Origin of the sequence: Cryobacterium sp. N21, from assembly GCF_002929575.1 — a bacterium.
GTDB lineage: Bacteria > Actinomycetota > Actinomycetes > Actinomycetales > Microbacteriaceae > Cryobacterium > Cryobacterium flavum.
Genome location: NZ_PJJQ01000012.1, coordinates 1 through 13,202, shown reverse-complemented (window position 1 = coordinate 13,202; position 13,202 = coordinate 1). Strand labels below are relative to the sequence as shown.

Sequence of the window (13,202 nt, the reverse complement as noted above, 5' to 3'; positions counted from 1 at the left end):
CCCCGCCTGCTGTGCCGGTGCTGTCGGCTCCGGCCGTTGTTCCAGCCCCGCCTGCCCCACCCGCCCCGCCGGTATTGCCGGCACCGCCGGCACCGCCGGTAGCCTCTGCTCCGCCGGCGCCGCCGGTAGCCTCTGCCCCGCCGGCGCCGCCGGATGTTGCGGCACCGCCCGTTGCGGCCGCCGCACCGGCCAACCCGTGGGCTCCGCCGGCGCCGGTCGTTCAGGTGAGCGCCGCACCGGTCGCTGCTGCGGCTAGTGGGCCAGGGACCGCGGAACTCCCCATGGCCTTGCCCGGCGAGCTCGCCGCAGCCGCCGCCGAGATCGCCGCCGGGGTAGCCGTCGCAGCGGTCCCCGCCGCACTTCCCGCGCCAGTCGCCGCTGAAGTCGACGACGACCTCGACGAAACGATGATCGTGGCGCGCCGCATGAAGCCGTGGACGCTCGAAACCGAGCACGGTCTCAAAGTGTCGCTCACCAAACCGGTCGTGCTGCTCGGGCGCAACCCCGCACGTGGCGGCGCACACACCGACGCACAGTTGGTTCCGCTGCACGACCCCGGCAAGACGGTGTCGAAGACGCACGCCCGTCTGGACTTTGTCGAAGGTGCCTGGGGTATCAGCGACCTGCACTCGACCAACGGCGTCGTGCTCATTGATGGGGGCGGACTGGAGAATGAACTCGATGCGGGTGCGAGCGCGCCCCTGACCGATCGGTTCCTGCTGGGGGAGCTCGCGGCGCGCATCTACCTGGAGGCCTGAGTCGTGACGCACCTCGCCGAACAGCGAGCGACCAGTGCTGGGGTGTCGCTGCAGTGCGGCTCGCGCACCGATGTCGGCCGCAAACGGCACGAGAATGAAGACTCGCTGCTGGCGTCCCAACCGGTGTTCATCGTCGCAGACGGCATGGGCGGGCTGGAGGCCGGCCAGCGGGCCAGCTCCGCTGTGATCGCCGAGTTCCGGGGCTGCGTCGGCCGCACCGATGTTGCGGCCGGTGACGTGGTGGCCGCGGTCGAGCGCGCCCACACCAGCGTGCGCGCCGTGTCGGATTCGACCGGGCGCGGCGCGGGTAGTACTCTCACCGGCCTGGTGCTCATCGACCACGAAGATGCCCCACACTGGCTCATCGTGAACGTCGGCGACTCGCGCGTCTACCGCCTGCACGGCGGCGACTTTCAGCAGCTCACCGTCGACCATTCCCTCGCCCAGGAACTCATCGAGGAAGGGTCACTGCTCAAAGCGGATGTCGCCAGCTTCGCCCGCAAAAACGTCATCACCCGCGCGATGGGTGCCGACAACAGCAGCGCCGACTACTGGCTGCGACCGGTCGTGACCGGCGAACGACTGCTGGTGTGCTCCGATGGCCTCAGCGGCGAGCTCTCCGACGAAGCGATCAAGGCCGGTCTGACCCTCGGCGGCAGCACCCAGCAGACGGCCGACGCGCTGCTCGCCGGGGCCCTCGAGCACGGCGGCCGCGACAACGTTTCGGTGATCGTGATCGATGTCATCGCCGGCGGGGTCAGCTCCTGGCACGGCGTCGCGATCGGCGACGACCACTCCGACACCATCGATACCCGCACCGAAGACACCCGACCGGTGCAACGAGTGGCCCGCAATGCAGCCCGCTGACCCGAGCGCGCCACCCCCGGAACCGGTGGCAGACCTGCCCGACATCGACGACACCGATGACACCGACACCGATGACACCGACACCGATGACACCGATGACACCGACACCGATGATACCGACACCGACGACAGCGACGACACCATTATCGTTTCGCGCACGATGGACGAACACACCCGCATCGTGCAACGCGGCAGTGATGAACACACCCGCCGTGTGCTGCGACCGGCCCGTACGAAGGCACCAGATGCGGCCGACCCGACTGATGACCCGACTAATGGCCCGGACGACGAGGCCACCGTGCGTTCCTCCCGGGGCAGCACGGCGGCCGATACCCTCCTGAACGGACGGCGAGCGGCCGCCCCCCTGCACACTCCGGTCGTGGATTCCCTGCAACGGCGCTACCAGCCGCCGCAGGTGCAGAGCGGTGAGAGCGTGCGCTACGCGGCGCGGCCGACACCGGCCATCATTCCGCCAAAGAACCCGCTGCCCCTCGCCGACGTGCAGCCCGACCTGGCCCGTCTCCGTCTCGCCGACGCGGCCGCCGAGATTCGCGAGCGTGCCGCGGTCACGAAGCGTCGCCGTCGCCGAGTGACCCTGACGTTGATCATCTCGATCACCGTTCTGGTCGTTCTCACAGCCGCCGCGTACACGGTCTTCACCATTCTCACCTGGTAATGGCGACCGCTATCCGCTACCGCCCCCTCACTTCGTACCCGTCTACCAGCACTGACCATCTAGGAGCATTTCTCTCGTGACAGATTCCACCTCCCCCCTCTATCGGGAAGCCGCCGACTCGGCGACCTCGCAGGCCCGGCTCGCCGAAATCGCTGCCGCCCACCACGAGCTGCACCCCGTCATCGCCGGAAATCCGTCGTGCTACCCGGCCCTGATTGAGTGGATGCTCCAGCTCGGCACGATCGCGCCCGTGATCGCTTCGCCCGCAGTCGCGCCCGCCGTTATCGCGCCGGCGACCGAGCCGGCGGCATCCGCTTCGGTGAATCCCTATGCCCAGCCGGGTCAGGCTCAGGCTGGCCAGGCCCAGCCGGGCCAAACACCCAAGAGGCCGCGCAAGAAACTGCTGATCTGGGGCTCAATCGGGGTCGTCGTGCTGTTGGTCGCCGGCGGCGGCATCTGGGCCTACGGGGCCATCTTCTCGAAGCTGGGCGGGGCATCCTCACCGACTGCTGCGGTCGAAAAGCTGCTCGAGGGCACCGCCGATATGGACTTGATCAGCCTGTACGGCTCGCTGTCTCCCGCTGAGATCGAATCGTTCAAGGCTCCGATCGACCAGCTCGGCACCATCGCCATGGACGACGAGAACGGCGACCCGGTTGATATGCCGGAGCTCATCAACACCGTCGTCGACAGCCTCAACATCACCCTGACCGGGCTCGAACTCGAGTCTGAAGACATCGAAGAGGGCATCGCCGTCGTCACTATCACCGCGGGTGAGATGACCATGAACGGTGATGCTGAAACGATCACCGACGCCTACCTCGAGGTCGTCGCGCCGCAGCTGCGCCTGCAGCAGGAGTCGTGGGACTACGACGACAGTGACACCGATTCCATGATCGCCGACCTGCGCGAGTCGTCGATCGACGAACTGAACGACATGCTGCCGTACACGCAGACCGCCGCCGACCTGGCCGACTCGCTCGGACACGACGCCAGCATCGTCACCGTTCGCGAGGGTGGCTCCTGGTACGTCAGCCCGCTGCTGACGACCGGCGAGAACATTCTGCAGAGCGGATCGAACGCCCGAGGCAGCCTGGCCGCCGAAGGCGACGTGGCGTCGTTCGACACCGCCGACGCCGCTGCCGAAGGATTCGCCGAAGCCGTGATCGCGTTCGGCGAGAACGGCGACTACGGCGACCTCGCCGCGGTTCTGCCCGAGGCCGAACGTCGCTTTCTCAGCCTCTACGGTGACGCCCTCATGCCCACCGACGGTGACGGCGACTACGACAACCTGCAGATCACCGATTTCGCTGTGACTCCGCAGATTGAGGGCAATACGGCGCGGCTCGACATCGACAGCATCGTGATCGAGGGCGACGGCTACAACTGGCCGTACCGCACCGAATTCAACGGAGTCTGCGTCACCACCGATTCGGGTTACTCGTCGTTCGACGGATGCCTCGACGACGCGTCCTGGATGAAAGAACTCGGCGCCGACAGCTGGCGAGTTCTCTCCGTGCAGGAGAAAAACGGATGGTTCGTCAGCCCCATGCGCACCGTGGCCGACGTGACCGGCGTCGCCGTGGACAACCTGGTGCGACTCAGCCAGGACGGCAAACTCGACCGGCTCTACCAGTAACCCCCGCGCAGCACCGTGACACGAAACCAGAACGAAGACAGAGGACTCAGATGACCTTCGACCCGAACGCCCCCCAGCAGCCGCCGGCAGTTCCGCAGTATGCGGCGCCCGTCGCGCCGCCACAGTACGCGGCCCCGCAGCAGTACGCCGCGCCCGCAGCTGCGCCACAGTACGCCCCAGCACCGACCCGACCGAACCCGTTCGCCGGCATCCCCGCCTCCGACTGGGCGCGCGACGGCGGAGCACTGCTGTTGCTCCTCATCTCCCTGGCCCTACCGTGGATGAACAGTCCCGACACCTACAACATGAGCGAAACGATCGGAGCGACCGGCCGCATCGAGGTCATCCTGATCACGCTGCTGTCGCTGTTCTCCCTCAGCCTCACCTACCTGCTGCGCGCCGGCGCCTTCGGGCCGGGCGTCGGGCTCGCCCAGATCTGGTTGATCCGACTGTTGGTCAACGTCCCATACGCGCTCCTCGCGCTGGGGTTCATGCTCGTTGACGCCTTCTCGAAGGATCAAACGACCGGGCTCGGCTACGCGGCTGCCTTCGGACTGGCCGGCGCCTTCCTCGCCGCCCAGCCCCGTTCCGCCGAACTGGTCGGCATCGTCGGCTACCACCCGATCGCTCGAATCTGGCACCGCATCGTGATTGGGTACGGCGCCGTGGTGGCATTGACCGTGCTGGGCGCGCTGGTTCTGGGACTGGTCTCGTCGACATCCGCTCAGGTCAACGCCGTGGTGCTGCTCACCGCGGTCGTGGCCGTGCTGGCCGGCGCCGCCGCCGTGCTGCTGCCGATCTATGGGATCATTCGCGGCAGCGCGATCTGGCTCACCGTCGGCCGCACGCTCGGCGGCATCGCCGTCGCCGTCATCACGATCGACGCATTCACCGATTTTGCTCTGTCCGTGGGCGGTATCGAGTCGCTCAGTTGGGGAGGCTACCCGCTCATTCTGCTCGCCGGGCTGCTCGGCCTGGCCTCGGCACCGGCGCTGCGTTTGGCGATGGTGCCGATCGAACCGATCGCCAAATGGTTCGGCGTGGCCTCGCTCACGCTCATTCTCATCATCAGCGCCGCGGGTCTAAGCCTGCTGCTGGTCATCGCCAACCTCATTGGGAGCGGTACCAATACCGGTTCCACCGGTCTGAACATCGGTGCCACGATCGTGCTCTCCATCATCATTGTGGTGGCCATCATCGCCCGCACAACGCTGCGGTCGAACCCGGCCGGCAGCCAGTGGCTCGTGCTCGGGCTGACCGGCATCGTCACCGTGCTCGGTATCGTCTTCGTCGTGCTGCGCGCCCAGACCCTCAGCTACGAGAACGTCGGCGAGCTCTATTCCTGGATGTTCGATGGCGCGGCGTACAGCTCCTTCTCGCTGATCATCCTCACGACCGCGGCGACGCTGAGTCTCGCCCTCGCGTTCGGACTGCCAGCCCTGGTGTTCTACTCGCTCACCGCCCCGGCCGCCGTTCGTGGCTACTTCACCCAGTACGGACCGGTTCGGGCCCAGGCTCAGGCCACGTACACGGGCTATGCGCCGGTTCCGCCGGTTGCGCCCGTTTCGGCTGTTCCGCCGGTTCCGCCGACCGCGCAAGCGGATGCCGCGGCGCCGGTCGTGCAGGCACCCGCCGCTGTCGCAACCGTCACTCCGGCGGCCTTCGTTGCGCCCGCAGCACCCGTTGCTGCCGCACCCGCAGCGGCTGCACCTGTCGCGCCGCCGGTACCCCCGGTCGCGCCGCCAGCTCCGCCGGCACCGGTCGAAGCGCCAGCCGAGCCGGCACCCGAACCGGCAGCCGCAGCGCCCGTCGCAGCTCCCAGCCCGGCCAGCCTCGCGGCCGGTGATCCGGCGACTTCGGCCGCCGAGCTCTATGACCTGGCGCAGAAGCACCCGGAGGTCTGGCCGCAACTAGCGGGCAACCCGAGTGCCTACCCCGACCTGCTCACCTGGTTGGCGCAGTCGCCCGACCCGCTCGTGCAGCAGGCGCTGCGCGCCCGCGGCCTCTAGCCCCACCGAACACCTGCGACCGCACCCCACTCATCCCCAACCCGGAGCCAGCCCGTGAATCCCACGCTTATCGCCCTGCAGAACCTCGCAGCTGACCCTCAGAGCAGCCCGGAGCGGCTCGCCGAGCTCGCCCAGCAGCATCCGGAACTGCGGGAGATCATCGTGAACAACCCCGCGAGCTATCCCGGGCTTCTGCAGTGGATCGCCGATGTGACAGCGGCAGATCTGGCTGCAACAGATCTGGCTGCGCCCGACCCAACGAGTACCGATCCGGCTCCCGAGCCGGCCGCTCCAGAGACCAAAACGGTGCCGCCGGAACGCAAGGCGCGCTGGTGGATCGCCGTGGCTGCGGCATCCGTTCTGGCACTCATGCTCGCGAGCGGCGCCGGCGGAGTCTTCGCCGGTTGGGCCGTCGCCAACCATCTGGTGGTCGCCGAGGTCTCCCGCACGAGCCCGGAGGTGATCACCGTAGCGCTGCCCGAATACCAACCGGGCGACGTGGCCATCATGCCCGATGTGCGCGGACTCGACACCGAGCGGGCCATGCAGGCCATCGTCGACGCGGGGGTGCCGGCCGAACTCATCGAGGTCGCCACCCGCCCGGCCGCTGGCGTGGTCGGCGTCATCGTGCAGCAGACGCCGGTCTTCGGCGCCGAAAACCCCACGAGCGTGACGATCCTGGAATCCACGCCCGCCATTGTGCCCGACTTTGCCGGCCGCCCAGCCGCCGAGATCATCGATGAGCTGCAGGGTATGGGCGCCCGGGTCGAGCAGACGCGCCAGTATGTTCCCGGCGCCGTCATCGGCACGGTCACCAGCATTGTTCCGGCGCCCGGATCGGCCCTGCCCGAATCGGTCGCCATCGTGATTGCCGACAGTGCGTCACGTGTCTCGCTCGACGACATCGATCCGACCAAGGGATCGACCAGCTTCGGCAGTACCCAGTCGGTCGGCGGCCAGGACTACGACGACGCGGTGACGGTGTCGGCCAGCCCAGACACCGAGACGGTCACCTGGACGCTCGGCGGCCACGTCGCGGAGGTTACCGGCTCGCTCGGCCTCGAAGACGACCAGTACAGTGACGAGTCCATCACCGTTGTGGTGCTCGCCGACGGTGCCGAAATCGCCCGCTACGCGCTCGCCGAGGGGCCTCCGGTGGCGTTCAGCTGGCTCGTCTCCGGCGTGACCACCCTGTCGGTGCAAGTCACGAGCGCCGAATCTGATTACGGTTCGTACCTCGTGCTCATCACCCCGGAAGTCCTCGGCAGCATCGACGAACTGGGAAAACTCTAAGTGAGCGCCTCGGGGGCCGCTCCTAAGCCGCGTCGCCGCGCGGCACTCATCCTGATCGCCGCCGGAGTCGTCGTCACCCTGGTGCTGGCGATCGGCGTGGTCTGGTTTCTCATCGACGGCCGAAACAGTGCCGCCGCGGGCACCCTTGATGGCCTCGACGACGCCGGCTCGGCCGGAAGCTGGCACGCCGTCGAACCGTTCGACGTCGGGTCAGACGACCTGGTGGCGAATGCCGGGACCGAGTTTTCCATTGACCGAGCGGATGCCGCCCTCCCGAAAAATACCACCTCCGTTCTGCTCCAACTCGAGATCGTTCCCGGCACCGAACCCGGCGCCATCGTCATCGGCTCACAGCCGACCGTCACCCCCATCGTGAGCTTCAGCGCCAACGCGCCGGGCACGACCTCGCAGCTCGTACTGCTCGACGACACGGGGTCGTTCACCCTCACGGCCGACCAGGCCGTTGCCGTCACCCTCACCCTGTTCGCCTACCTGCAGGTGGCAGGCAAGGGCGAGCCGGCGGTTGCACCGGGCGGCAGTGCGGCCATCGAGCCTCGCCTCGTGATCGACACGAGCGCCGGTCTCGGCGGCACGCTCGCCGCCCTCAACTCACCGATCACGCTGAGCCCCCAAGGTCTCGGCGCGGTACCGACCGACGACGTGGCGGCCGTCTGGCTGCAGGTTGCCCTGCTCGGTTCCGACGCGCGGCTCAGCCTGCCCACCGCGGGCACCGATGACGCCCCGGCGGTCGTGCACAGCCGCGGATCATGGAGCAACGCCCTGATTCTCGTTCCGCTCGATGACCGCGGCCTCTTCCAGTGGAGCTTCAGCGGCACTGTCGACGCCGTGCGCGCGAGCGTCACCGGCTGGGTTGCCGGCCAGAGCCGCTCGCTCGACGCCGCCACGATCGTCGGCGGGCTCGTTCCAGTCGCCACCACAGCCCTCGACACTGCCCTCGAATCGAACGGCCTCGCGCCGACCCTGCCGAAGGGCATCGCCACGGCGTCAGTCGGCTCCGCCCTCTACAGCGTCGAGGTCACCAGCGCCACTCCCGGTACCGTAAGCGCCGACGCCGGTGACAGCCTGGCCGACGACCGACGTGAGACGACCCTGCCAGTGCGCGGGGCGGCATCCACTCTGGTCATCGCCGGACCCGGCGGCACCATCAGCCTGCCCGACGGCGCGATCGCCGACTCACTCACCCTGCTCGGCTACTTTCCCACCGCGCTGCCGGCCAACGACAACCCGCCCACGCTCACCATCACCGAACCGGCACAGGACGGCACGGTCAATCTCGGCGACGCCGGCGGAACCTTCGTCATTCACGGCACGATCGACGAAGCGGATGCCGGCGTGCAGCTCGTCGAGGTGCGCCTCGGTAATCGCTCCATCGGCAGTGCTCGCGTCGACACCACCACGACTCCGCCGCGGTGGAGCATCGAGACCTCAGCGACCCCCGGCAGCCACGAGGTGAGCGCCACGGTAACGGACTGGGCCGGCCAGACGGGGCAGGACGAGGTCGCGTTCACCGTGGAGGTACCGGCTGCAACTGAGGCGGTCGCCAACAACCGCACCGTCGTGCTCGAGGAGGCGAGCCTGGACGTGGCGTCGAACCTGACCGCCTCGTCGATCTCGTTTGCTGGGCTGTCTCCGGCCGTCGTCGGCGAGTTCATCGTTGCCGGGGTGTCGGAGGCGACGCCGGACGGCATCATGCGCGAGGTCATCGCGGTGGAACTCATCGACGGGCTCGTGGTCGTGACGACTCGGCCGGCGGCATTCGGCGACATCGTGCTGCAGGTGAATCATCGGGTCGTCGAGCAGGCTCTGCTTCCCGACACGGCCCTCACGCCGCCGGCCACTGCCAGTGGTGCCGCGAGTAGTTCCACCGAAGGCAACCGCCCGGTCGTGCTGCCGGCGTCGTACAACGCCGCCGCCGACCCGGCCGGCCTCCCCACGACGGACCTGGCGGAAACCAAGCGCATCGGTGTCGTCGACCTCAGCGCCACCGTCTCCGTCACGACCGAGCCCGAAGTCTCGGTGGAGTACGAGAGCAAGAGCAACGACCTCAAGATGAGCATCACCGCGTCCGCCGAGGGCGCCGATGCGAGCTTCTCGGCCGGCGACACCGAGCTGTCAGTGCCAGAGCCCGCCGCCAGCCCCAGCCCCACGCCGGCACCGGCGCCCAGCGCCGCACCGACTCCGAATAAACCCACGTTCAGCGGCGAAGCGAGCCTCGAGTTGGGTGTCGCCTTCGAACTGGTCAGCTACGCCACCCTGACCATTGAGATCGCACCGTTCTGGGAGTGGACCCGCGACGTGCGCACAGTGCTCGCCGACTTCGAATCGAGTGTCAAGCAACAACAGACCCAGACGATCGAGGTGAGTTCCTACGGCGAAATTGCCGTCGCTTACGGCTCGGGCAAGAAGCAACGCCGAGTGGGCCAGGTCGGCTCACCGCTGCAGGTGACCGCCGGCGACCTGCCCCACGTTTCGCTGGGGCGTCTGCTCGGAGTGATTCCGACTCCGGTCCCCATCCCCTGGGTGCTCACCTTCGACCTGAGCGCTGAGTTTGACTGGTCCCTGTCGCTGACCGGCACCACAACCTTCACGGCCGTTGAACGCATCACCCGCGAATTCGGTGTGCGCCTCGAGAACGGCAAGCTGCGGTCGTTCAACGACACCATCACCGAGACCGCCCCCACCGTGTGGAAGAGCGAACTCGAGGTCGCCCTCGGCGCCACTCTTGCCCTGCGGGTCGACGCGATGATCTACGACATGGCCGGGGTTTACTTTGGTATCAATATCAAGCCGGCCCTCACCGTGGGCTCGGTGGCCGAGGGCACCGTCGGCGAGGCGCCGGCATCCGTTGTCTTCTCGAGCACTTTCGACATCGTCGTGGAGGGTGTCATCGGCGTGAAACTCGAGGTTTTGGACAAGAATCTGCTCAGCTGGGAGGCTGAGCCGCTGCAGTTGTACAAGAAGGTGTTCTGGGACGAGGAGTACACCCTCGATGAGCTCGCCTACGCTCTGACCGGGGATGAGGCCTTTGCCCCGGACACCGAGCCCGACACGGCCACCGGAACGGGTAATCGCCCCCTGCTCGTGGTCGTTGACCTCTCCGGTTCGATGTCCGGTGAACGCATCGAGAAGGCGCAGGACGCCCTCACCGAGCTGGTGATGAGCCAGCCGCTCGGTTCGGAAATGGGAATCTGGACCTACGGCGGCGGCTGCGATGCGCCGGGGGATTACGCCATCGAGGTCGCCCCGGTGATGGGCACCGGCGACCTCGTCTCCGAGATCGCCGGCTTTACCGCGTCTGGAGGCACGCCCACCGCCGAGGCGCTGCTCGCAGCAACCAAACAGCTGCAGGAAGACGGCCTCAGCGGGGCCACCGTGGCCCTGGTCTCCGACGGGGAAAGCGGATGTGGAAACCCCTGCGAGGCTGCGGCGCAGATTCGCGCTCAGGGTTTCGACCTGCAGGTGCAGACCGTGGGTTTCCAGACCTCCGAACTCGGCGAAACCGAGCTCAAGTGCATCGCCGAGGAGACCGACGGCACCTACACCTCGGTCGACGACGTCGATGCGCTCGCCGACAAGCTCGCCGAACTTGGTCGAGCCAGCATCGACCTCACGGTCGCGGCCGGCGACACCATTCTGGCCAACCAGCCCCAGAACGTTGACGTCACGGTGACGAACCCCTCGGGTCGAGACGCGGCCGACATCACCGTCGCGCTCACCTTTCCGAGCGGCGACCTGGTGCCGCTGGTCAGCCCGTCACCGCAACTTCTCTTCGGCAACCTGCCGCCCGGCGCCACCAGCACGCAGAGTGTGCAGCTCTACAGTGCAGTGCAAGACGCCGTCGGCACCACTGACTATCGGGTGATTGCCTGGGGTTCGGAGGTCGACGCCGTCATCGTCGAGGGCAGCTATGAGACCCTGCTAGAGCGCACTGATCCGATCGAGCCGGGAGCGATTTTGGCGGATGCCGCGGCGAGTGACTATCCCGCAGCTCTCGTCGGTGACGGCCCGGCCTCCGGCGGTTCAGACACGAACTGTGAGGCCGGTGAGAACAGCGGAGCCGTCGGGTACGCCGGCGCTCTCGCCGCATCGACCGACCTGGTCGTACTCGCCTGCGCCGCAACGTCGGGCAACAACCTGCTCGGCGCTGAGATGCCAGGTGGCGCAGACAACCAGCTTGAACGCCTCGCGGCCGAGCCCGCAGTGAGTGAGGTGGTCGTCTCGGTCGGCGCCGCCGACGTGGGGCTCGACGCCCTGCTCGCCCTGTGCGCGAGCTCCGGCTGCGCACTCGACGACCAGGCCGTTCGTACTGTGATCGGCAAGGTGCAGGAACTTGACCTCAGCCCGGTCTACCGCAGCATCTGGGCCACCGTGAACACCAAGCAAGCCCGCGAAGCTCGCGGCGGCACCCACGCACCGGTGATCGTGACGGCCTACCCGCAGCTGTTCTCGAGCGACCGCGGAATCGACTGCACCAAGGAATGGGGCCGCGCCGAAGCACGGGTGGGACACACCGTCATCGCCTACCTGAACGCGTCCCTTGAAACGGCAGCCCTGCGGGCGGCCGCTGACGGCTACGAGGTGTACTACGCCGCCGGGCCCGAAGATGCCCTGCAGCCCAACCACACCCTGTGCGACGACGACAGCTTCGTCACGGTGACCGATGAGGGGCAGCTCGCACCGGGCGTCGACGGCTTTACCGCGATCGGCGACACCCTGCTGCTCTGGAGCCAGAACCGTGCGCGTGTCGAACCGTCGGCATCCGCGCTGGCCAGCGCCGAGCTCTACGCGGTGCCGGCACCCGGACTGCTCAAGAGCGTTGACCGTGCGGTCTCCGGCCTCGCCAACCCCACGAAGCTGGCCGAGCTGGGGGTGAGCGGCCCAGCCGTGCACGTGTCGCCCGGGCAACAGGTGCGGGTGACCGGTTCCGGCTACCTGCCGGGCTCGCCGGTGGTCGTGACCCTCAGCGGTGACCCGAGCATTCTCGGTACCGCCACAGCGGATGCCGCCGGCCACGCCGAACTCACCGCCATCGTTCCACAGCACACGGCTCTGGGTACAGCGACCCTGACCATGAACGGTGCGGCTGAAACCGGAGTAGAACTGGAGCTGGTTCGCGAGCTGCGGATCGGCGCCCTGGTGCCGGTCTGGATCGTGGCCACGGTGTTCGGCGGTCTGATGATGCTATTGGCCGCGATCGGACTCGCGCTGTTCGCCCGGCGCCTGTTCGGTCAACGCCTAGCCGGCGGAGCTTCGCGTCGCAGCGCCAAGAAACTCGTTGGGCACCCGCGGAATCTCGCGCGCGGAGATGTCGGCGCCTGAAAGCACGGCCCTTTCAGGATGTGCAACCGAAACACTCTGGTGGACAGCGCGGTAAGGCTTAGGTGCGCCAGGGTGGTTCGGGGTTGGTGGTGTTGGCGCGGTGGCTGTGGGCGGGGCGCCAGGTTTGGGTGGGGTCCCAGAGCAGCGGTNGGGCCGCGTACTTGGGGTCGGCTGTTGATCATGCGGATTTTCCATCCGCTGGTGTCGATGGTGTGGTGGTGGAACCAGCAGAGGAGGACACCGTTGTCGATGTCGGTGCGGCCGTGTTGTTGCCAGGGGATGACGTGGTGGGTTTCGGTCCAGCGGGCAGGGATGGTGCAGCCGGGGATGATGCAGCCTCCGTCGCGGGCGGTGATGGCGGCGCGTTGTTTGGGGGTGAAGCAGCGCACTGTGTCGCCGAGGTAGAGCACGTCGCCGGTGTCGCCGACGATGACTTTCTGGGCGCCGCCGGAGCAGATGGTCTCTTTTACCCGGCGCAGGCTGACGGGCGCTTCGACGCCGTCGATCCAGCCGACGCCGCGGCCGTCGTTGAGGTCGGCGGCGTTGACGTGGATCATGACGGTGGGGGCGGCGCCGCCCATGGTGGGGGTTTTGGGGTCGCGCGCGGCGGCTTGGGAGAC

Annotated in this window: 9 protein-coding genes; 7 read left to right on the top strand and 2 right to left on the bottom strand. The window is 67.8% G+C overall.

The window, feature by feature from the left end; all coding sequences use genetic code 11:
* A partial coding sequence (locus CXY77_RS20420) for a hypothetical protein (protein ID WP_233197134.1) occupies positions 1 to 193 on the bottom strand: 193 nt, incomplete at its 3' end.
* An 88-nt stretch (positions 194 to 281) separates the two neighbouring features.
* Here CXY77_RS20420 and CXY77_RS00275 point away from each other — a divergent pair.
* The 7 genes from CXY77_RS00275 (at position 282) to CXY77_RS00240 (ending at position 12,582) form a co-directional block, all read left to right on the top strand.
* Positions 282 to 758, top strand: a complete 477-nt coding sequence (locus tag CXY77_RS00275) for an FHA domain-containing protein (RefSeq protein WP_104129380.1) — start codon at positions 282 to 284, stop codon at positions 756 to 758.
* Positions 759 to 761: 3 nt separating this feature from the next.
* Positions 762 to 1,625 carry a PP2C family serine/threonine-protein phosphatase gene (locus CXY77_RS00270; RefSeq protein WP_134345369.1) on the top strand — a complete coding sequence of 288 codons (864 nt, stop codon included), beginning with the start codon at positions 762 to 764 and terminating at the stop codon, positions 1,623 to 1,625.
* Positions 1,612 to 2,301: a hypothetical protein gene (locus tag CXY77_RS00265; protein WP_104129379.1), complete on the top strand. Its 690-nt coding sequence runs from the start codon at positions 1,612 to 1,614 to the stop codon at positions 2,299 to 2,301. The genes CXY77_RS00270 and CXY77_RS00265 overlap by 14 nt, the downstream gene beginning before the upstream one ends.
* A gap of 76 nt (positions 2,302 to 2,377) precedes the next feature.
* Positions 2,378 to 3,940 carry a hypothetical protein gene (locus CXY77_RS00260; RefSeq protein ID WP_104129378.1) on the top strand — a complete coding sequence of 521 codons (1,563 nt, stop codon included), beginning with the start codon at positions 2,378 to 2,380 and terminating at the stop codon, positions 3,938 to 3,940.
* A 50-nt stretch (positions 3,941 to 3,990) separates the two neighbouring features.
* Positions 3,991 to 5,949 carry a hypothetical protein gene (locus CXY77_RS20275; protein ID WP_199181817.1) on the top strand — a complete coding sequence of 653 codons (1,959 nt, stop codon included), beginning with the start codon at positions 3,991 to 3,993 and terminating at the stop codon, positions 5,947 to 5,949.
* Between the two features lie 54 nt (positions 5,950 to 6,003).
* Complete coding sequence (locus CXY77_RS00245; protein WP_092341644.1) at positions 6,004 to 7,242, top strand: PASTA domain-containing protein; 1,239 nt, start codon at positions 6,004 to 6,006, stop codon at positions 7,240 to 7,242.
* Positions 7,243 to 12,582, top strand: coding sequence for a VWA domain-containing protein (locus tag CXY77_RS00240; RefSeq protein WP_104129377.1), 5,340 nt, complete (start codon positions 7,243 to 7,245; stop codon positions 12,580 to 12,582).
* On the opposite strand, the gene CXY77_RS00235 is transcribed toward CXY77_RS00240, so the two are convergent.
* Positions 12,492 to 13,202, bottom strand: a 711-nt coding sequence (locus CXY77_RS00235) for an HNH endonuclease signature motif containing protein (RefSeq protein ID WP_140425423.1), incomplete at its 5' end; no start/stop codon positions are given. The two genes, CXY77_RS00240 and CXY77_RS00235, sit on opposite strands and share 91 nt — an antisense overlap.

Bases quoted from the DNA above. Each gene is read 5' to 3' on its own strand.
- CXY77_RS00275 (WP_104129380.1), top strand. From the start codon at position 282: ATGGCCTTGCCCGGCGAGCTCGCCGCAGCCGCCGCCGAGATCGCCGCC.
- CXY77_RS00265 (WP_104129379.1), top strand. From the start codon at position 1,612: ATGCAGCCCGCTGACCCGAGCGCGCCACCCCCGGAACCGGTGGCAGAC.
- CXY77_RS20275 (WP_199181817.1), top strand. From the start codon at position 3,991: ATGACCTTCGACCCGAACGCCCCCCAGCAGCCGCCGGCAGTTCCGCAG.